The 19,285-nt window shown below is 65.3% G+C and carries 21 protein-coding genes and 1 tRNA gene; 11 read left to right on the top strand and 11 right to left on the bottom strand.

Annotated features, from left to right (window positions below; genetic code table 11):
• Window positions 1-428: 428 nt before the first annotated feature.
• The gene (locus tag EKH81_RS03735) at window positions 429-1,073 is read left to right on the top strand and encodes an adenylate kinase (RefSeq protein ID WP_162224440.1); all 645 of its coding nucleotides are present in this window, start codon (window positions 429-431) and stop codon (window positions 1,071-1,073) included.
• Here EKH81_RS03735 and EKH81_RS03730 read toward each other — a convergent pair.
• Window positions 1,070-1,471, bottom strand: coding sequence for an SHOCT domain-containing protein (locus EKH81_RS03730; RefSeq protein WP_162224439.1), 402 nt, complete (start codon window positions 1,469-1,471; stop codon window positions 1,070-1,072). The two genes, EKH81_RS03735 and EKH81_RS03730, sit on opposite strands and share 4 nt — an antisense overlap.
• A gap of 137 nt (window positions 1,472-1,608) precedes the next feature.
• Here EKH81_RS03730 and EKH81_RS03725 point away from each other — a divergent pair, with 137 nt between their 5' ends.
• Both EKH81_RS03725 and ppk1 read left to right on the top strand, forming a co-directional pair.
• Window positions 1,609-2,352: a metallophosphoesterase gene (locus EKH81_RS03725; RefSeq protein ID WP_162224438.1), complete on the top strand. Its 744-nt coding sequence runs from the start codon at window positions 1,609-1,611 to the stop codon at window positions 2,350-2,352.
• A 1-nt stretch (window position 2,353) separates the two neighbouring features.
• Window positions 2,354-4,522 (top strand): polyphosphate kinase 1, encoded by a 2,169-nt coding sequence (gene ppk1 / locus EKH81_RS03720; RefSeq protein WP_162224437.1) that lies wholly within the window; start codon window positions 2,354-2,356, stop codon window positions 4,520-4,522.
• Here the strand turns inward: ppk1 and EKH81_RS03715 are convergent, their stop codons facing one another.
• Window positions 4,523-4,930, bottom strand: coding sequence for a DUF8060 family membrane protein (locus tag EKH81_RS03715; protein WP_162224436.1), 408 nt, complete (start codon window positions 4,928-4,930; stop codon window positions 4,523-4,525). It lies immediately after the preceding gene.
• Window positions 4,927-5,943 (bottom strand): DUF7490 domain-containing protein, encoded by a 1,017-nt coding sequence (locus tag EKH81_RS03710; RefSeq protein WP_162224435.1) that lies wholly within the window; start codon window positions 5,941-5,943, stop codon window positions 4,927-4,929. Before EKH81_RS03710 ends, EKH81_RS03715 begins: the two co-directional genes overlap by 4 nt.
• A gap of 105 nt (window positions 5,944-6,048) precedes the next feature.
• Here EKH81_RS03710 and EKH81_RS03705 point away from each other — a divergent pair, with 105 nt between their 5' ends.
• Complete coding sequence (locus tag EKH81_RS03705; protein WP_162224434.1) at window positions 6,049-6,828, top strand: HAD-IIA family hydrolase; 780 nt, start codon at window positions 6,049-6,051, stop codon at window positions 6,826-6,828.
• Between the two features lie 388 nt (window positions 6,829-7,216).
• Here the strand turns inward: EKH81_RS03705 and EKH81_RS03700 are convergent, their stop codons facing one another.
• From EKH81_RS03700 to EKH81_RS03685, 3 genes are all read right to left on the bottom strand, one after another.
• A complete protein-coding gene (locus tag EKH81_RS03700) occupies window positions 7,217-7,423 on the bottom strand; it encodes a hypothetical protein (RefSeq protein ID WP_162224433.1) in 207 nt (68 codons plus the stop codon).
• A 136-nt stretch (window positions 7,424-7,559) separates the two neighbouring features.
• Complete coding sequence (locus EKH81_RS03695) at window positions 7,560-7,910, bottom strand: VOC family protein (protein WP_162224432.1); 351 nt, start codon at window positions 7,908-7,910, stop codon at window positions 7,560-7,562.
• Window positions 7,911-8,318: 408 nt separating this feature from the next.
• The gene (locus tag EKH81_RS03685; RefSeq protein ID WP_238392108.1) at window positions 8,319-11,054 is read right to left on the bottom strand and encodes a DUF4350 domain-containing protein; all 2,736 of its coding nucleotides are present in this window, start codon (window positions 11,052-11,054) and stop codon (window positions 8,319-8,321) included.
• Between the two features lie 202 nt (window positions 11,055-11,256).
• Between EKH81_RS03685 and EKH81_RS03680 the strand changes: the two genes are divergently transcribed.
• The 3 genes from EKH81_RS03680 to EKH81_RS03670 all read left to right on the top strand — a co-directional run bounded on the left by EKH81_RS03680 (window position 11,257) and on the right by EKH81_RS03670 (window position 13,197).
• Window positions 11,257-11,457, top strand: a complete 201-nt coding sequence (locus EKH81_RS03680; protein WP_162224431.1) for a DUF7996 family protein — start codon at window positions 11,257-11,259, stop codon at window positions 11,455-11,457.
• A gap of 95 nt (window positions 11,458-11,552) precedes the next feature.
• Window positions 11,553-11,813: a DUF8006 family protein gene (locus tag EKH81_RS03675; RefSeq protein ID WP_162224430.1), complete on the top strand. Its 261-nt coding sequence runs from the start codon at window positions 11,553-11,555 to the stop codon at window positions 11,811-11,813.
• A gap of 112 nt (window positions 11,814-11,925) precedes the next feature.
• Window positions 11,926-13,197: an amidohydrolase gene (locus EKH81_RS03670; RefSeq protein ID WP_162224429.1), complete on the top strand. Its 1,272-nt coding sequence runs from the start codon at window positions 11,926-11,928 to the stop codon at window positions 13,195-13,197.
• 43 nt (window positions 13,198-13,240) lie between these two features.
• On the opposite strand, the gene EKH81_RS03665 is transcribed toward EKH81_RS03670, so the two are convergent.
• Window positions 13,241-13,618 (bottom strand): hypothetical protein, encoded by a 378-nt coding sequence (locus tag EKH81_RS03665; RefSeq protein ID WP_162224428.1) that lies wholly within the window; start codon window positions 13,616-13,618, stop codon window positions 13,241-13,243.
• A 146-nt stretch (window positions 13,619-13,764) separates the two neighbouring features.
• Window positions 13,765-14,727, bottom strand: coding sequence for a succinylglutamate desuccinylase/aspartoacylase family protein (locus tag EKH81_RS03660; protein WP_162224427.1), 963 nt, complete (start codon window positions 14,725-14,727; stop codon window positions 13,765-13,767).
• A gap of 77 nt (window positions 14,728-14,804) precedes the next feature.
• Between EKH81_RS03660 and EKH81_RS03655 the strand changes: the two genes are divergently transcribed.
• The 3 genes from EKH81_RS03655 (at window position 14,805) to EKH81_RS03645 (ending at window position 16,782) form a co-directional block, all read left to right on the top strand.
• Window positions 14,805-15,353: a peptidylprolyl isomerase gene (locus tag EKH81_RS03655; protein WP_162224426.1), complete on the top strand. Its 549-nt coding sequence runs from the start codon at window positions 14,805-14,807 to the stop codon at window positions 15,351-15,353.
• 493 nt (window positions 15,354-15,846) lie between these two features.
• A tRNA-Leu gene (locus EKH81_RS03650) sits at window positions 15,847-15,931 on the top strand.
• Between the two features lie 311 nt (window positions 15,932-16,242).
• A complete protein-coding gene (locus EKH81_RS03645; RefSeq protein WP_162224425.1) occupies window positions 16,243-16,782 on the top strand; it encodes a DUF5813 family protein in 540 nt (179 codons plus the stop codon).
• Between the two features lie 13 nt (window positions 16,783-16,795).
• On the opposite strand, the gene EKH81_RS03640 is transcribed toward EKH81_RS03645, so the two are convergent.
• Window positions 16,796-17,026: an Lrp/AsnC family transcriptional regulator gene (locus EKH81_RS03640; protein WP_162224424.1), complete on the bottom strand. Its 231-nt coding sequence runs from the start codon at window positions 17,024-17,026 to the stop codon at window positions 16,796-16,798.
• A gap of 1 nt (window position 17,027) precedes the next feature.
• Window positions 17,028-17,732: a potassium channel family protein gene (locus EKH81_RS03635; protein WP_162224423.1), complete on the bottom strand. Its 705-nt coding sequence runs from the start codon at window positions 17,730-17,732 to the stop codon at window positions 17,028-17,030.
• Window positions 17,733-17,814: 82 nt separating this feature from the next.
• Here EKH81_RS03635 and EKH81_RS03630 point away from each other — a divergent pair, with 82 nt between their 5' ends.
• The gene (locus tag EKH81_RS03630) at window positions 17,815-18,045 is read left to right on the top strand and encodes an Lrp/AsnC ligand binding domain-containing protein (RefSeq protein ID WP_162224422.1); all 231 of its coding nucleotides are present in this window, start codon (window positions 17,815-17,817) and stop codon (window positions 18,043-18,045) included.
• A 24-nt stretch (window positions 18,046-18,069) separates the two neighbouring features.
• Here EKH81_RS03630 and EKH81_RS03625 read toward each other — a convergent pair whose 3' ends face one another.
• Window positions 18,070-19,134 (bottom strand): thiamine pyrophosphate-dependent dehydrogenase E1 component subunit alpha, encoded by a 1,065-nt coding sequence (locus EKH81_RS03625; protein ID WP_162224421.1) that lies wholly within the window; start codon window positions 19,132-19,134, stop codon window positions 18,070-18,072.
• Window positions 19,135-19,285: the final 151 nt, after the last annotated feature.

Here is a 19,285-nt window from a genome sequence, read left to right as displayed (position 1 = left end):
CGACCGACCACCTCGGCGCGCGCTGGCGTCTTGTCGAACGGAGTGAGACAAGGCTCGTGGGAGGTCGTCTCCCACGGCGCTCCCGTGTGGAGCGCCGACATCGTGCGGGGTCTTCGTGAGCAGAGCGAACGAAGGCTCGGCGGACGCGGTTCGTCCGCCGGCGGATGACTGAGTGACGCGCCGAAGGCGCGAGCGAAGGAATCGGTTGGGGAGGTGTGTGGCCCGCGGTCGCGGTGCTGTGCGGTCCTCATAGGCACCGGGAGTGGCTAGCCACTTCGTACTAAGCACGATACCATCTCCTGCGAACACTACAACTCTGACACGGCGGACCAAGCCAACGTTCAGGTGCATTCGATTTGTTCACAAGACCCAAACGTTCGCGGTCCGGTTTCTTTAAGCCTTTAAGCGTGGCCCTTGCACTCGAACACATGAACCCGCACATTCTGATACTCGGTGCGCCGGGCGCAGGCAAGGGAACCCAGAGCGACAACATCGTCGAAGAGTTCGGCGTCGAGCACGTCACGACCGGCGACGCGCTCCGCGGTAACAAGGAGATGGACATCAGCCACCTCGGTCTGGAGTACGACATCCCCGGCGAGTACATGGACCGGGGCGAACTCGTCCCCGACCCCGTGGTCAACGAAATCGTGAAGACCGCACTGAACGAGGCCGACGGCTACGTTCTCGACGGCTACCCGCGCAACCTCGACCAGGCCGAGACCCTCTCGGAGATGACTGACCTCGACGTGGTACTGTACCTCGACGTGGACGAGGAGGTACTGGTCGAGCGCCTGACCGGTCGCCGGGTCTGCGAGGACTGCGGCGCGACCTACCACGTGGAGTTCAGTCCGCCTGAGGAGGAGGGCGTCTGCGACAAGTGCGGCGGCGACCTCTACCAGCGCGAAGACGACACCGAGGAGACCGCTCGCGAGCGCATTCGGGTCTACGAGGAGAACACCGCGCCGGTCGTGGAGTTCTACGACGAGCAGGGCCGACTCGCCCGCATCGACGGCGAGGGGACCCCCGACGAGGTGTGGGCCGACCTGAAGGCCGCCATCGAGGAGAACGCCTAACGTTCGCGTTCGCGTTCTCGACTCGAATCGGTCGTTCGATTTCTGTCGCGCTTCGCGTCTTCGAGCGTCTCGGTTTCGAGGAGTCTATCGAGTCGGCGCTCGAACTCCTCGTCGCTCAGGTCGCCGTCGGCGTAGCGGCGTCGCAGGCGGTCGAGCGCGGTCTCGTCGCTCTCGAACGCCGACTCGTCGTCTTCGAGCGCATCGAAGACGCCGTCGTCAAGGTCGCCGAACTCCCCGGATTGGGCGAGGAACCATATCAGCGGGACGACCACCACCGCCGCGAACAGTACCTCCGGGGCTTCGGCCGCGAGTATCATGAAGGTGACGAGCGCGACGAGTCCGGACATGACGACACCGGCCGTCGATTTCGGCCGGAGTTGGCCGATTGGGTCTCTCATGGCGGAATCAATTATTGATAGTCAAATGAACGTTTCGGGTTCGAGACCGCGCGACGACTATGTACGTTGTATACTGCTATATATCTTTCATAGCAACGAGTTAGTAGCGATACGGCGGAGGTCCGGACGAGAGCCACATGGCCGTAGCACACGCCGAGCGCCGCGACAGGGACGAGACGCGACCGACCTTCGGCGAGGCCGTCGAGGCCCGCCACGACCGAATCGACGCCGACGCGTGGGACGACATCTACGTCGTCGGCGACGTTCACGGCTGTCGGGTCGAACTCGAAGCGTTGCTCGACCGCCTGGACGTCACCGACGACGACCTCGTCGTGTTCGTCGGCGACCTGATTCGAAAGGGTCCCGACACCGAGGGCGTCCTCGAACTGGTGCGCGCCAACTCGAACCTGGTGAGCGTTCGGGGCAACAACGAGGCGAAACTTCTCCGGGGCGAGACCGGTCTCGACCTCTCGGCCGACCTCGAAGCGTTCGTCGCCGACCTCCCGGTCGCCATCTCGTGGGACGGCGGACTCGTCGTCCACGGCGGCATCGACCCGCGCCGCGAACTGGCCGACCACGACGTGACCGACCTGCTGAACATGCGCGCGCCCCACGCCGACGACGAGTACGAGGGGCCGCTCTGGTACGACGAGTACGACGGCCCGACCACGGTGTTCTGCGGCCACACCGTCCACGGCCGACCCACCGAGCGCGACCACGCGGTCGCGCTCGACACCGGGTGCGTCCACGGCGGGGCGCTGACCGCCTACGACTGGCACGCCGAGGAGTTCGTCACTGTGCCCGCCCGCGAGCAGTATCTCGACCGGAGCGACGACAAAATCGTTTCGCCGGACGACGACCGCGAGACGGTGTTGCCGTAGGATGGCAGGCGACCGCTCGGTTCCCGACGACGACTCCGAGGAGGCGACCGAATCGACCACCGATTCCCAGGGTCGAACGCCTCGGCCCGCCGAGGCGTTCGACCGGTCGGACACCGACTACTACCTCAACCGCGAACTCAGCGAACTCGAATTTCAGCGGCGGGTCCTCCACGAGGCGCTCGACGACCGAAATCCCCTGCTGGAGCGCGTGAAGTTCCTCTCCATCTTCACCACGAATCTGGACGAGTTTTTCCGCAAGCGGGTCGGCGGACTGAAACAGCAGATTGTGGCGGGCGTCGAGGAGCGCACGCCCGACGGCCGGACGCCCCGCGAGCAGTGGAAAGAAGTCCTCGAAACCGCGCGTCCGATGTTCGAGCGCCAGACCGAGTGCTACCGCGAGACGCTTCGCCCGGCGCTCGCCGACGCCGGAATCGAGATACTCGACTACGACGACCTCGATTCGGACGAACGCGAGTCGCTTCGGGAGTACTTCGAGAGTTCGGTCCTGCCGACGCTGACGCCGCTCACCTTCGACCCCGCCCACCCGTTTCCCCACATCTCGAATCTGAGCCTGTCGCTCGCGGTGTTGACTCGCGGTGACGCCGCCGACGAACTCACTTTCTCGCGGGTGAAGGTGCCCCAGAATCGGTCCAGACTCGTCCGAGTCGCCGACGACGAGGATAGGTACGTCCTGTTGGAGGACATCATCGCCGACAACCTCGACCTCGTCTTTCCGAACGTCGAAATCGTGGACAGCTCGGCGTTCCGCGTGACGCGGAACGCCGAGGTGGGTCGCGACGAGGAGGTCGCCGAAGACCTCATCGAGATGATAGAGGAGGTCCTCGAAGAGCGCCGGTTCGCGACCGTGGTCAGACTCGAAATCGACGCCGACACCCATCCCGCAGTCCGGGCGGTGCTGACCGACAAACTCGACGTGGCAGAACGCGAGGTCTTCGAGCGCGAGGGACCGCTCGACTTCCGCGATTTCGGGTCGCTGACCGACCTCGACTACCCCGACCTCAAGCTCGATAGCTGGACGCCGAAACCGCATCCGCGACTGGCCGACGCGAGCGACGACGACTCCATCTTCGCGGCGATTCGGTCCGGCGACGTGCTGACCCACCACCCCTACCACTCGTTTCGGGGCACGGTCCAGCGGTTCCTCGAAGCCGCCGCCCGCGACCCCGACGTGCTCGCCATCAAGGCGGCCATCTACCGGACCGCGAGCGATTCACAGATTATCGAGACGCTCATCGAGGCCGCGCGGAACGGCAAGCAGGTCGCGGTGATGGTCGAACTCAAGGCCCGATTCGACGAGCAGAACAATCTGGAGTGGGCGAAGAAGCTCGAATCCGAGGGCATCCACGTCGCGTACGGCACCATCGGCTACAAGACCCACTCGAAGACCTCGCTGGTGGTCCGCGAGGAGCCCGACGGCGTGCGCCTCTACTCGCACGTCGCCACCGGAAACTACCACTCCGAGACCGCAAAGCAGTACGAGGACCTCGGCCTGCTGACCGCCGACCGCGACGTTGGTCAGGACCTCGTGAAACTGTTCAACTACTTCACGGGCCACTCGCTCCACAAGGAGTACCGACGCGTGTTGGTCGCACCGGGCAACATGCGCGAACGATTCGTCGAACTCGTTCGCAACGAGGCCGAGTGCGCCCGCCGGGGCGAGGACGCCCGCATCACCGCCAAGATGAATCGACTCGAAGACCCCGAGATGGTCGCCGAACTCTACGAGGCGTCGATGGCCGGGGTCGAAATCGACCTCGTCATCCGAGACATCTGTCGGCTCCGCCCCGGCGTGCCGGGCGTCAGCGACACCGTCTCGGTGTCGAGCGTGGTCGGGCGGTTCCTCGAACACTCGCGGGTGTGGCGCTTCGAGAACGACGACCCCGGCTACTACATCGGGTCGGCCGACTGGATGACGCGAAACCTCGACAACCGGGTCGAAGCGGTCGTCTCCATCGACGACCCCCGACTCCAGTCGCGACTCGACCACGTCCTCGACACGCTCCTGTCCGACGACCGAAAGCGGTGGAAACTGAACGCCGACGGGAGTTACGAGCAGTCTCGGCCCGACGGGACCGTGGGTGGAACGAGCGCACAGGAGACGTTCATGCGGGAGGCCAAGGACGCGATTCGGGACCTCGATTCGCGGTGACTACTCCCCGCTGAGTTTCCGCACCGTCCACGAGATGCCGACCCCCGCGGTCAGCAAGACGACCAGATTGAACGCGATTCGAAACAGCGGTCGGTACTCGGTGGCGACGAAGGTGTTGATAGTCGCGCCGACGCTCGCGTACAACTGCGCGGTCGCTATCACAGCGAGCAGGACGAATAGCGCGAGCGCGCCCTTGTAAAGCGTCTCCCACTGAGCGAGACCGTCGTCGCCCGAATCGGTCGAATGTGTCGATTCGGCGTTGGTCGGTCCGGAGTCGGCCGCCGATTCGGCGTTGGTCGGTCCGGAGTCGGTCGCCGATTCGGCGTTGGTCGGTCCGGAGTCGGCCAGTTCGGCGTCGGTCGAAACGCTCGATTCCTCGGTCGTCGTCGCGTCGTTCGGTTCGGTCATGAGTTCCTCCGTGCGAGTAGCGCCGCGCTCGCCGCGAGCGCGGCGAGCGCGCCGAGAGCCGTGAAGCCGGGGACGCCCGCACCGCCAGCGGCACCGTCAGCACTCTCCTCGGTCATTCGGTCGTCGCTCGAATCCGGCTCGTCCTCGAAGTCGCTCACCTCGATGCCGACCTCCTCGACGGTCTCGTCGGCGTCGAGCGTCTCGGTCGGGTCGAGGTTGGCGACGCTTCGCGCGGTGCCGACCACCACGCCGTCCTTCCACAGCACCGCGTCGAGGTAGTAGTTGTAGCCGTCGGGCACCGTGAGTTCCGCGTTGGGCGAGACCGTCCGACCCGGCGCGATGGTGCCGACCGAGACTCCGACTCGGTCGGCGACGATGTTCGAGTCGGACTGGCGGGCGGTCAACACGAGTCGAAGCTCCTCAGAGTCGCCGTCGCCCTCGTTCGTGAGGAACGTCGAGACGTTCAGGGCCGTCCGGTTCTCCCCGGCGTCCGCGATGGAGTACTCGACCGGCGGGAGTCCGTCGTCGCCCTGCCAGTGAAATTCGACGTTCGTCCGGGCGTACTCGGGGGTCAGGGTGCCGACGCCCTGGACTTCTTTGGTGCCTTCCGCGACGCGTTCGCCGTCGCGGAAGACGACGGTCTCGATTCGGTAGCCGCCCTCGCGCGCGACCGAGAGGTTCTGGACGACGGGCACCTCGCGGTCGCCCGAGATGGTGGGCACCGCGGTCTCGGTCGTCGTCTCCTCCAGTCCCGATTCGAGGTTGACTGCACGCACGAACACGGTCACGTTCTCGGCGGGACCGCCCCGGTTAGTGAGTCGGGTGTCCACGGTCAGGTTCGCGCTCCCGCCGGACACCGCGCCCGGCGCGATGTTCATCTCCTCGATGGAGAGGTAGCTCGGCCGAACGTCGGTGTCGGTGTCGGCTATCGCGCCGGGGACCACGGCGGCCGCGACGAGCGACACCGCGACGACGAGGACGATTCCGGCGGCGAGCGCCGTCTCGCGGTTCATGTTCGGAGATTCCGTGTCGCTGACAAGTACTTTGTGGTCCGGGAAGTGCGGTGCGAGAACCGCGAAAGGGTACAGCCTTGACCCCGTGGTCCGAACGTCCGACCGATGACTCAGTTCGAACACGTCGTCCTCGACGTGGACGGCACGCTCGTCCGGGGCGGGGACCCGATTCCCGGCGCGCCTGCCGCGGTCGAGCGCCTCCGCGAGGCCGGACTCGACGTGCTTCTGTTCTCGAACAACCCGACCCGCGAACCCGCCTCGTACGTCGAACATCTCGGTGCGATGGGGTTCGAACTCACCGCCGACGAGGTGCTGACCTCCGGCGTGGTCACGGCCGAATATCTCGCCGATTCGCATCCCGGTGCCGCGACCTACGTCCTCGGCGAGACCGGACTTCGGGACCTCCTCGTCGCCCGCGGGCGCTCGCTCATCGACGACCCCGACGCGGCCGAAGTGGTCGTGGCCTCCATCGACCGGGCGTTCACCTACGACCGACTCGCCGATGCGCTCTGGGCGCTCGACGGTGCGGCGTTCGTGGCGACCGACCCCGACCGAACGATTCCGGCGGGCGACCGTCTCGTGCCGGGGTCGGGGGCCATCGTCGCCGCGCTCGCGGGCGCGGCCGACCGCGACCCGGAAGCCGTCCTCGGCAAGCCCTCCGAACAGGCCGCGGCCGCCGCGCTCGACCGCCTCGACGCCGCGGGCGAGGACTGTCTGGTGGTCGGCGACCGCCTCGACACCGACCTCGCGATGGGCGAGCGCGCTGGCATGGGCCGGGCGCTCGTCTGCTCGGGCGTGGCGACGCGCGCCGACGCGGAGGCGGCGACTCCACCCCCGGACTTCGTGCTGGACTCGGTCGCCGACCTCCCGGACGCGATTTTGTGATAACCGCGTCGAGTCGCTGGCCCGGTGTCCGTCGTCGAGAACCGAATTACCGGGCGTTTCGCAGGCCAATCGAACCGCGCCGTTTCGCAAGCCAACCAAACCACGGGATGCGCCGCGCTTGCGCCCTCACGAGGGCGCAAGCGCACGCGGGGAGGCACGGGGGCGCGGTGCGGTGCTGTGCTGTGGCGGTGCGGTCGCGGTCCTCATATGTACCGGGAGTAGCTAGCTTCTCGCGGTCGAACTGGACCGTTTCTCGCGGTCGAACTGGACCATTTCTCGCGGTCGAATCGGACCGTCTCTCGCGGTCGAATCGGACCGTCTCTCGTGGCCGAACCGGACCGTCTCTCGCGACGGACCAAACGATTTCTCGCGGACGACCAAACTATTCTCACGCTGTACCGTCGTCGAACAGCCTGTCCAAAATCGGGGTGATGACTACGAATCCGACGAAGATTGCGACGAGGTAGAGGATAAAATCGACACCTATTGCGAGTGGGTCAGCAATATCGCCGGTATAGATGTCATAAAGCGCGAATATGATCGCTGCAACTACGGCGTTCGGGAGGTGAGCGGAGACCAACTCTCGTAACGTCATACACGTATTGGTCGTGGTGTGTTCAAAGTCGTGTCGGTTAGAAATCAGTTTTCAGACCTCTGTATTCAGCAGGCGATTTCTGCCCTCTTTCGAGCATTTCAACAGAGTCGAACCAAACAGTCTCTCACGCTAACCATCAAATCTCGTCGGTCGGGTGGAGGAACGTCTGGAACTCCACCGCCCGACCCTCGGGGTCGTCGGCGAAGAACTGGTAGATGCCGTATGTCTCGTTTTCGTGAGGTTCGCCACGCGCTCGGTCGGCCAAAATTTCGTACATCTCGTCCACGCCCTCGCGGTCGTGGAAAACGAAGGTCAGGATGCCCTCGGTGTCGGCCGTCTCGCGCTCGCAGAATCCCAACAGCTGATTGTCGTACTTCAGAATCGTGCAGTCGGGCTGTTCGAGCCACACGTCCGCGCCGACCGTCTCGACGTAGAAGTCGCGGATGCGCTCCAAATCCGTCGTGGCGAAGAAGGTGATTGCGCTCATACTCCGACCGTGGGCAGCGCTCGTCAAAAAACTGCGCCTCCGAGCGGTCCCTCGGGTCGTCCGCGCGCGGACTCCGGGACGGATTCCGGAGGGGTATCGAGAGCTATATTGAACAATTAGCGAGCCTTTTCTACGGGCGGTGTCTGGGTCGAAACGTGGCGTGCGAAACCATTTCGCCAACGGAACCCCGGAGGACGCGGTACCCTGTCATCTGACTCGTTGCGCCCGCACGCCACGAGCCACGCACCACCCACCATCGCCGTTTCGTCCACCCCCGTCCTCCCCCCTCGTGGGTCGAAGCGAACATCGAGTGCCCGGCGAGGACCCGCGCCGTCCTCGTTTTCGATATCGTTCTCGTTCTCAGCGCCGTTCTCGTCTTCGCCGCCGAAATTCGCCCCTCGGCCGCGCTCAGTAACTGTACTCCGAGTGGAGCGCATCCGAGTCGTCGTAGAGGAACACCGTGTCGCCGCCGTCGTTCCAGATGTAGCTTCCCGAACCCCAGTAGAGGTCGGTGTCCGAGTCGGTTCCCTCGCCGGTGTGGAGTCGCACGGTCGCGCCCGCGTCGAGCGCGAAGCCGTCCGGGAACTGGTAGGTGTAGCCCGCCTCGTCCTCGACGCTCCACCCGGTCATGTCTTGGTCGCTCGAACTCGTGTTTTCGAAATCGACCCACTCCTCGTTTTGGGGCGACCCGTCCTCGTTGACCTCCGCGATGCAAATCGTCTCGCCGCAGTCCGACGACTCGGTGGGGTAGGTCCGCTCTGCCGCGAGAGTGCCCGAATCGTCGTAGAGGGTGGCTGTATCGCCGTCGTTGTTCCAGACCGGCGACCCGCGACCCCAGTAGAGGTCGGTGTCCGAGTCGGTGCCGTCGCCAGTGTGGACTCGAACGGTCGCGCCTGCATCGAGCGAGAAGTCCTCGGGGAACTCGTAGGCGTTGCCCGCCTCGTCTTCGAGCGTCCATCCCGTCATATCGAGCGAAGCGGTGTCGTCGTTTCGAATCTCGACGTACTCGTCGGTGGTCGTCTCACCGTCCTCCTGAATCTCGGTGATGGACACCGAGTAGTCCGGGCCGGTGTCGGAGGTGTACGCGTCGAACAGCGGGAACGAGGTGTCGAACGCGGCGGTCGCTGGCACGGTCTCGTCGTCGTTGACGTTGCTCGTGTCGTCGGTCACGCGGTCGGCGTTGAGTCGGAGGTCGGTTCCGAGTTCGGCCGCGAGGTCGTTCAGATTACTCCGCGCGTCTGCCGACGCGTTCGCGCTTCCGAGGAGAACGACCGCGCCGCCCGAGTCCGCGAACGAACTGACGGCGTCGATTTCGTCCGCGGTGAACGCTTCCGCGGGCGTCGTGACGACGAGCGCGCGCCCGCGGTCGAGATTCTCGGCAGTCAGGTCGTTGACGCCCTCCAAGCCGATGTCCTGACCTTCGAGGTATCGCAGGTAGTACGCGGCGTCCTCGGCGGACAGGCCGTAGGGCGCGCCGAACTGGCCGTGACCGCCGTCCACGAGCACGTCGCCCGAGGGGTCGGCGAGGTAGTCTACGAGGTTCGTCAGGAACGGATAGTTCCCGTAGCCCGACGTGTCGGCGTCGTAGTCTTCCGCTTGCTCGTAGCTCTCGTCTACGAACGGCGCGCCGACGACCGCGACGCCCGATTCGTCGTCGATTCCGACCAGCGGGAGGTCGCCGTCACCGTAGTCGTGGCCGCCGTCGAGGGTCTGAGTCGCCGACGACTCGGCGTAGACGGGGACCCGCGAATCGCCGAGTCCGCCCCCGGTCGTGCGGACGCTCGCGGTCTTCGGGAAGAACAACTCCTCGACCGGGTCGTCGCGTATCTCCTCGGAGGCGTCGGGGTCGCTCTTGGCCCAAATTTGGGTTCCGTTCGCCCGCGCGGTCCGCTCGGCGTCGAGGAACTCCGAGTGCATCGCGAACGAGGAGTCGTATACGCGCGCGTGGCCCTCCTTCACGAGCTGGTAGTTGTAGTTCGTATCCCGACTGCCGTCGCCGGTGTTGTCGTAGTAGAGGTAGCCGAGGATTCGGTCGAAAACGTCCCGAACCGGCTCGTTGTCGTCGAAGACCAAGTCCACCGTTCCGCCGACGGTGAGTTCGTCCTTCCCGAACTGGGTCGCGTCGTCGGCGCGGGCTTCGAGGTAGTCGGTGTCCTGGATGCCCTCCCACTCCTGGACGCGCTCGAACTGGCTGTTCGAGGCGGTCTCTGCCGTGTCGGTCCCGAGGATGCGGACGTTCTCGGTCGTCCCGTCGTCGAAGGTAACCTTCACGGTGTCGCCGTCGAGAACCTCCTCGACGGTCACGGCGTACGTCTCCTCGGGGTCGAGACCCAGCCCCTCCCGGTCGCCGAAGTAGTCGAAGTCGGCGACGAACTGCTCGGTGGCTGGCTGATACGGTTCGCCAGCGTTCCGAATCTGGTCGGTGACCTGGTCGTCGTTGAACCGGAACCCGAGGTCGAGGTACCCCGCGATGTCGTTGAGATTCGAGGTCTCGTCGTAGTTGCCGTAGTCCGACTGGTCGTGGAGGAACAGCCAGCCGCCGTCCGCCACGAAGTCGCCGAGCGCGCTCAGGTCGTCCGACGCGAACGTGTTCGCTGGCGAGGTGATGACCGCGGCGTCCGCGCCCGAGAGGTCCGACGCGAGCGCGTCGGTCGCGGTCACGGTGTAGCCGTTGTCCTCGGCGTACGACTCGAACGCCGAGAACCGAGAGAGGTCGTAGTACTGGCCGTGGCTCTCGTCCCAGAGAACGGTTCCAGACCCGCCGAGCGCGTCGTCCCAGACGTTCAGGACGAACTCCTCGTTACCGGTCTGCCAGTTCGCGTCGGCGTCGGTCACGAGCATCGACCCGAAGCCGACGACGTTCCAATCGGCCGCGACCAGCGGGATTCGCTCGTCGTCACCGTAGACGTAGGCGTCGCCCACGCCATCCTCGTCGTTGTTCTCGGCGGTGTCCTCGGCCCACACCGGAACGTAGTAGTCGTCGGTCAGCGCCCCGCCGTTCTCGTTCACCATGCTCGACGTCGAATAGAACGCGAGTTCGGGTAGCTGTCCGGACGATGCGCTGGTCGTGTCGGTGAATCGGACTCCCGCGGCCGAACTGCCCGCGACGGCGGCGAGCGCCGACAGGAAGGTGCGTCGTCGCATGCGAGGATACCGGCACGCACGCAATATAAATCATTCCAAAAGTTTATTAATATATAGATTAGGTAGTGGGAATCTGATGTCGTTCGAATCCGGTCGCTCCGTCGCGAACCGTGCGGTTGACTTTGCTCGAATCCGTAGTCGGGCGCATGACCGAACGCACGGCCGGAACCGAGAGCGTAATCGAACGCGCGGGTGGTCGGTGATGGGCCGAGCCGAAAAGGTACGATTCGGGGCCGCGCTCGCTATCGGCGTGTTCGTGCCGGGACTCGCCGACTACGCGCTGAGTGCGGCGGGCTACCCCGCAGTCGGTGGTGTGGTCTGGGCCTCCGGCTATCTCACCGCGATGGTCGCCATCTGGTACATCTGGATTCGACCGCTCGATTTTCACGGAAGCGCCGAGTGACTCGACGGGGCGACCGTTCGGTTCTCGCGAAAGTATCGAGCGACCGCGGCATAGCGGAACTTTAAAGGGTATTTCGGGCCGAATTCCGAACAAGGATGTTCGAGTTCGTACCACTGCCCCTCATCGACGACTTCCTGATAGACTACAACGTCGGTCAGGCGCTGTTGCTGCTGTTCGTCCTTTCGGTGCTGGCGGCCGTCCCGCTCGGTTCCCGAAAGGTGCTCTCGTTGAACGCAATTACGTTCGGGCTGTTGTTCGTCGTCACGCCGTCGAGCATGGCCCCGCTCCAGTTCAAGTTCCTCGGCATCGCGCTCCTCGTGGTCGCGCCGCTGCTGTACACCACGGCGCGCAAGTAATCCGGGACGCGGCCTCTGTGATTGCGCTTTTTCGCCATTCTTCGCGATTCGACCATCCGCGCGATTGCCGACACCGCCACCACTTTGTCCGTACGGCGTCGTTCGTACTGGCATGGCTGACCTTCGCGAACAGACGCTGACCGAGATTCGACGCGACCTTCACGCCCGACCCGAAGCCGGGTGGAAGGAGTTTCGGACGACCGCACTTCTCGCCGAGGAACTCGACGAACTGGGGTACGACGTGCATCTCGGCGCGGACGCGGTGGCCGAAGACGCCCGCCTCGGCGTCCCGGACGACGACGAAATCGAGGCCGCGATAGCTCGCGCCCGAGACGAGGGCGCGCCCGAGAAGTACCTCGACCGGATGGGCGATATCTCCGGTCTCGTCGCCGAGCGCGAGTTCGGCGACGGAAGCGGCCCGACCGTGGGGATTCGCGTAGACATCGACGCGCTGGCGCGCTCGGAGGCGACCGACGACGACCACCGGCCCGCCCGCGAAGGATTCGGAAGCGCCCACCCCGACGAGATGCACGCCTGCGCCCACGACGGCCACGCCGCCATCGGTATCGGCATCGCCCGCGAGTTCGCCGAAAACGGCGACTTCGACGGCACGCTCAAAATCTTCTTCCAACCGGCAGAGGAGGGCGGTCGCGGCGGCAAGCCGATGAGCGAGACCGACCACCTCGTCGGCGTGGACTACCTGCTCGCGCTCCACCTCGGACTCGGACTCGACACCGGCACCGTGGTCGCCAGCTACGAGCGCCCCTTGGCGAACGCCAAACTCGATACCACGTTCGAGGGCGAACCCGCCCACGCGGGCGGGCGACCCAACGAGGGGCGAAACGCGCTCCAGGCCGCCGCGACCGCGATTCAGAACCTCTACGCCATCCCGCGCCACGAGAAGGGAACGACCCGAATCAACGTGGGCAGGGTCCACTCGCCGAACGCCCAGAACGTCATCTCCGAGGAGGCGACGATGCGCGTCGAGGTCCGGGGCCGGACCGCCGAACTCAACGAGTACATGCTCGAAAAGGCCGAGCGCATCCTCGAACACGCCGCCGGAATGCACGACGTTGACGTGACGACAAGCCTCTACGGCAAGACGACCACCTTCGTCGCCGACGACGACGTGGTCGAGAGCGTGATGGACGCGGCTCCGAACGTCGCGGGCGTCGAAGACGTCCGCGAGCGCAAGGACTTCGGCGGGAGCGAGGACGCCTCGTATCTCATTCGGCGCGTTCAAGAAGAAGGCGGGAAGGCGACCTACATCGGCATCGGCGCGAGCAACGTCGCGGGCCACCACACCGCGTACTTCGACATCGACGAGGACTCGCTCGACATCGGCGTGGAGGTCGTCGCCGAGACCGTTCGGAGCTTCGACTGAGGCACGCTAACATACGCGGTTACGGCCGTCCGGAAACCGATTCTTATCCATCCGCATCGGCGTCCGCGCCGTCCGCATCGGCGTCCTTTCCATCGGAGTCGCTATCTCCGTCGTCGCCATCGGAGTCAGTGTCTCCGTCGTCGGTGTCCGTATCCGAGTCCGAATCGCTGTCAGCGTTCGTCCCGGACTCCGCTCGGACGGAGGTTTCCGCGGCCGGAGACGACCGAGTTCCGACGTCGGTACCGAGACTGTACAAGGCGACGGGCGGGAAGACGTACGCACCAAGCGCGATTACGACGAACAGCGGGTCGATGAAGGCGAGTAGCCCGAATCCGGTGAGTGCCGCCGTAGCCGCCGCGTGGACCGCGGTGTGCGTGTATTCCCGGTAGTACTCCCACAGCCCGCGCACCCACCGCGTCATCGCTGAGGGTGAATTCGTTGCAGTTGTAGATACCGACATGCGAGAAAGTTCGGTTCCCATCGATAAGAACTCTCAGTCCGCCGGTGTGATAGGTCTATTCTCGTATATCTGGTGAGGCGTTTCACTGCTCGGTTCGAAGAATCGAACTACTCGCGCCGCCACGCGACGTTCAACAGCGTCCCGCCCGCGGTCACCGTCGCCTCCTGGGCGAGCGAGTAGAGGATGCCGTCCCTGTCGGCGCAGGCCTCCTGCAGCACCTCGAACGTGGTCGGGTCGTACAGCGTGCCGAGATGCTCGCCTTCCTCGACTTCGTCGCCAATCGCGTGGTCGGGACTCGCGCGGAACAGCCCCGAGTCGTCGGCGGTGACGCGTCCGAGGTGATTTCGCGCGAGTTCGCGGTCGCCGTTTTCCTCGACCGGACCGTCGAGCAGACCGAGGTGACGGAAGACGTTGAGCGTCCCGACGACGCCGGTCTCGACCGCGTCCTCCACGATTTGCTTGCTGTGGGCGAGCTCGGGCGTGATGGACGGAATTCCCTCGTTTGTCGCCGCGACGCGGAGCTTCCCGCCGAAGTCGCGGGCCGCCCACTCGGCGTCGGCGTCGTCGTTGGCCTCCTCCGAGAGCAAGAGGTCGGTGCCGAACGCTTCGGCGAGGTCGCGGGACTCCTCGTCGCCTTCCATGAACACCACGTGGGTCAGATAGTTGGGACTCCCGGTGTGGAGGTCCACGATGGCGTCGGCGTCGGTCGCGTACTCCCACAGGCTCGCGGCCATGCGCTCGTGGAGCGTGCCCTCGGGGTCGCCCGGCCAGACCCGATTCATGTTGGGGTTCACGCTGTCGAGCTGTTCGGGCGTCGTGTACGAGACGTGGTCGAAGGTCAACGGGTCGGCCACCGGCACCGCGACGATTCGCCCGGCAAGGTCCGTGTCGAGCAGGTGGTCGTGGACTCGTCGCAGGGCCTCGGTTCCGTTCACCTCGCGGCCGTGCTGGGCGGCCTGCACGTAGACGGTCGGGCCGTCGTCGGTGCCGTCGTAGGTGTGGACTGTCGTCGCGATTTCGACGCCCGAGGGGAGGCGGGCGAGGGTGACGCGCTCGGTCGTGTGTTCCATACGCGTCCCTTTCGGGCGCGACAGTTCAATGTGCGGTCTCCGGCAGGGTTTTCTACCCGGATGCCCTTTCCGGAACCATGGCAGACGAGCTAACCGCGACGCTACACACGAATCACGGCGACATCAAGGTCCGACTGTTCGACGAGCGCGCGCCCACGACGGTCGAGAACTTCGTCAATCTGGCGGAACACGACCCCGCCGCCAACGACGACCCCGCGCCCGACACGACCACGTGGGAGGACCCCGAATCCGGTGAAATCCGAGGCGATGCGCTCTACAACGACGTGCTCTTTCACCGAATCATCGACGGCTTCATGATTCAGGGCGGCGACCCGACCGGCACCGGACGGGGCGGCCCCGGCTACCAGTTCGAAGACGAGTTCCACCCCGAACTCCGCCACGACGGACCGGGCAAGCTCTCGATGGCGAACAGCGGCCCCGACACCAACGGCTCGCAGTTCTTCATCACGCTCGACGCCCAGCCGCACCTCGACGACCGCCACGCCGTCTTCGGCGAGGTCATCGACGGGATGGACGTGGTCGAGGAAATCGGGAACGTCCAGACCGGCCGAAACGACAAGCCCCGCGAAGACGTAATCCTCGAATCGGTCGAAATCCACGAGTAGCGCAGGCGCTCATCGTTTTGGCTCAGCCCTTTCGGGTTAGTCAAGACCCACCTTTTTGCGCCGAGCGGTACAGACATTGGTGTGCGCGCCGTAGGCGCGCTGTCTCGTGGATAGACGAACCACTGTCGTTCATTGTGGGGCTCAGCCCTTTCGGGTTAGTCGGACTGGCGGTTACGAGGTCATCGACCGTGACAGCCGAGGTGCTATCTATCTGCCCGCAACCGCGCGAAACGTCCACTCCGAGTTGGTTTCGGTTTCGTATTTAAACCCTCGTGTCAGCAGGTGAGACTTTCAGCGCAGGACGCGCCGCGAGCGCCTTGTGCGCTCGCACGCGGGGAGGAACGGGGCGCGGTGCTGTGCGGTCTTTCATAGGTATCGGGAGTAGCTAGCTGCACGCCGTGACTCCAATTCGATACGCGATTCCGAAATCTGGCCTAAGAACTGTCTCCGATACCGAAACCCACTTCTTGACCAACCGACAACCCCGAGTCGCGCGAGGGTTGCCCAGCCTGGCCAACGGCGGCGGGCTTAAGACCCGCTCTCGTAGGAGTCCATGGGTTCGAATCCCATCCCTCGCATACGACCTTTTTATTGCGAGCGGCGGTCGCCGACGGCGACCGCCGCTCGATAAAAAGCTCGACCAAAAAGCCTGCGTCACCCCCTCCCTCGCGGACGAGGCGGCGAAGCCGCCTCGCTGCTCAGTCGAGGGTTCCTTGGCCTGCTCGCTCACTGCGTTCGCTCGCAGTGAGTGGCTGAGTGCGCAACAGCACCGCACCGCAACCGCAACAGCACCGCATCACAGACTGCAACTCCACCGACGTTGATTGGCCGACCAAGCCCAAACCACAGTCGAAACCCACATTCCTCCGAATCACCTACCGAGAATCAAATGACTGCCGAGAACATCGACCGAGCCTTCCGCCAGCACCCGGCGTTCGAGAAGACCGACGACAGCGAGTACGAGACGACCACGACGCCCTTCGAAGGCGTCGTAACCGCCGAAGACGACGAGTCGGCGTCGGACGGTCGCGACTACCGTGTCGTCGTCCGAACGCCCGTCCTCGACGCGGTGGTCGAGGGCGAGACCGTCGCCGAAGTCGTCGAGACCGGGTGGTTCGAGACGCTCGAACTCCGACTCTCGGACGCTCACACCGTCGTCGAGACCGACGCGGCCTCCCCGCCCGAAATCGAGCGCGAGGGCGACGAGGTGGTCGTGACCGTGGAGTTCGAGCGCGCGGACCCCGAGCGCGCGGCCGAGGACGCCAAGGCCGTCGTGGATTACGTGGAAGGAACGTGGGTGCAGGGAATCATTCCCGGATACGACTACCGCGACCCCGCGGCGAGTCTGATGGAGCGAGCGACACAGAACTACGACGAGGACGACTCGGGCGGGCACGGGGACAGTCCCTCCGGTGGACCTCCGCTGTGACCCGCCGTGGCTCCTAATCCATCGCGATGTACGTCTGGGTGTCCTCGACACCCTGGACGTTCTGAATCCCGTCGGCCGCGATAGCCTTCACGTCGGCGGGCGAATCCACGTCGAGTTTGGCGATGATGTCCACGTCGCCCGCGACGATGTGGGCGTCGGCCACGCCGTCGATGTCGAGAATCTCGCTTTTGAGTCGGTCCGCCTCGCCCGTGTTCGCCTTGACCATGACGTATGCAGTAACCATGTCAGTTGCCTCCGGTGTCCGCAGTCAGTTTCGCGCCGTCCGCGCGGGCGGCGTCGCCCACGATAATCTGTCGCACGTCCTCTAACACGTCGAAATCGGCCAGCACCGCGAGTCGGTCGCCGACTTCGAGCGAGTCGTCCGAGAGCGGAATCCCCATCCGCTCGCCCTTCTTGCCGAACGCCAGAATCCGGGAGTTCGCCGGGGTCGAGAGTTCGCTGATGGAGTAGCCCTTCACCGGCGAGTCGTCGGTAATCGTGAGTTCGACCACCTGCAGGCTCTGGGCGATGTCGGCGATGGCTCGGATGTTCCCGCCGAGCAGGGCGTTTTTCGCGCCGATGGCTCCCAGTCGCTCGGGGTACACCACCTCGTCCACGTCGCTGGCGAACTTCCGGTAGATGTCCTCGCGGTAGTCCTCGTCGATGCGGAGGATGGTCCGACAGCCGTAGTGTTTCGCGACCATGCACGCCGCGAAGTTGACGTTGAGGTCGCCGGTGAGCGCGCCGACCGCGTCGGCGGTTTCGAGGTCGGCCTGCTCCAACACCGCCTCGGTCGCGCCGTCGCCCTCGATAACCTCGAAGTCGTCGTTGCGGGCGCGCTCGACCTTGTTGGGGTCCCTCTCGACGAGGACGACCTCGTGACCTTCGTCGCGGAGGACGCGGGCCGTCCGGAGTCCGACCCGTCCGGAGCCGATAATAACGAATCGCATGGCACACGTTACGCGGGACGCACTCAATAATGTTACTCCACCCCAAAGGTTTTTCTCGCATGGTACTGAACCACACGGTACGATGGTTCACGCGTTTATCATGGTGAAAACCGCGGCCGGGCGCTCCGAAGACCTCTTGGAATCGGTTCGAACGCTGGACCACATCTCCGAGGCCCACGTCGTGGCGGGCGAGTTCGACATCATCGCGGAGGCCGACGCCGACGAGGTGTACGACGTGCTTCACGCGTCGTCCTCGGACATCTCCGGGATGGACGGGGTGGCCGACACCAAGACGTACATGGCGCTCGATTAGAACGGTCTGCCTACGCGCTGTCGCTCAGTCGTCTACTTCCTGCACGTCGTGGTCGGTCAGGAACGAGTCGAGCCACGCCTTCTGGTCGCGGAGGTTCGGCGGCAGGTCGGCGTACACCCGGTCGAACACGTCGTGGGGGTCGCCGGGTTCGACCGACTCGGCGCGCTCGACGGCTTCGTCGAGTTCGGCGTCGGTCTCGTTTTCGACTTCTTCCACGAACTCGTCGTCGAGTGCGCCCTGCTCGCGGAGGTACTCCTCGTAGCGTTCGAGCGGGTCGGCGGTCCGCCACTCCGGGAGTTCCTCGCGGGTCTCCTCGTACTGGCTCGGGTCGTCGCTGGTGGTGTGTGCGCCCTGGCGGTACGTGAGGCTCTCGACCAGCACGGGGTCGCCGTTCCGCGCGCTTTCGAGCGCCTCCGCGACCGTCTCCCGGACCGCGAGGGGGTCGTTGCCGTCCACCTGCACGCCCTCGAAGCCGTAGGCCTGCGCCTTTACCGCGATGGAATCGCTCGCGGTCTGCTTGTGTCGCGGGAGGCTGATGGCCCACTCGTTGTTCTCACAGAAGAAGACGACCGGCGAGTCGAAGACGCCCGCGAAGTTCAGGCCCTCGTGGAAGTCGCCCTCGCTGGTCGCGCCGTCGCCGAAGTAACAGAGCGCGGCCTCGTTTCCGTCGTCGCCTTTCACGCTCTGGGCGTAGTCGATTCCCATGCCGACGCCCGCGGCGTGGGGAATCTGGGTCGCGATTGGCACGGCTTGGGGGAAGTTCGGCACGTCGTGGCCCGACTCGAACTCGGGGCGACCCCGCCGGAAGAGCAGAATGTCGCTCATCGGCACGTCGCGCGCGATTTGCATCGCGTTCGACCGATACGTCGGAAACAGCCAGTCGTCGTCTTCGAGCGCGGCGGCCGCGCCCACCTGCGACCCTTCTTGGCCCCGGTAAGGCGGCCAACTGCTCATCCACCCGCGGCGCTGGAGCGCGAGCGCGCGCTCGTCGAACGCGCGAGCGCGTACCATATCGCGGTACACCTCGCGGGCTTGTTCGGGGGAGAAGGGGGTGTCGGACAGGTCGCGGTCGCCGATAATCCGATTCATGGGCGAGCGCTTTGCCCGCCCGGCGCATAGTGGTTCCGAAAGCGGCACGGTGGGCGGTTCGCCACCCGAGCGCGGCCGGGGGGGGCCCCCCGGGGGGGGCCGCCGGGCGGGGGGGGCCCCACCACCAACACGGGAGGGCCCCCCCGGCGCC

Source organism: Halorussus amylolyticus (genome assembly GCF_004143485.2).
GTDB classification, from domain to species: Archaea; Halobacteriota; Halobacteria; order Halobacteriales; family Haladaptataceae; genus Halorussus; species Halorussus amylolyticus.
The sequence above is the reverse complement of the archived record's forward strand: the minus strand, read 5'-3'. Positions and strand labels throughout refer to the sequence as shown.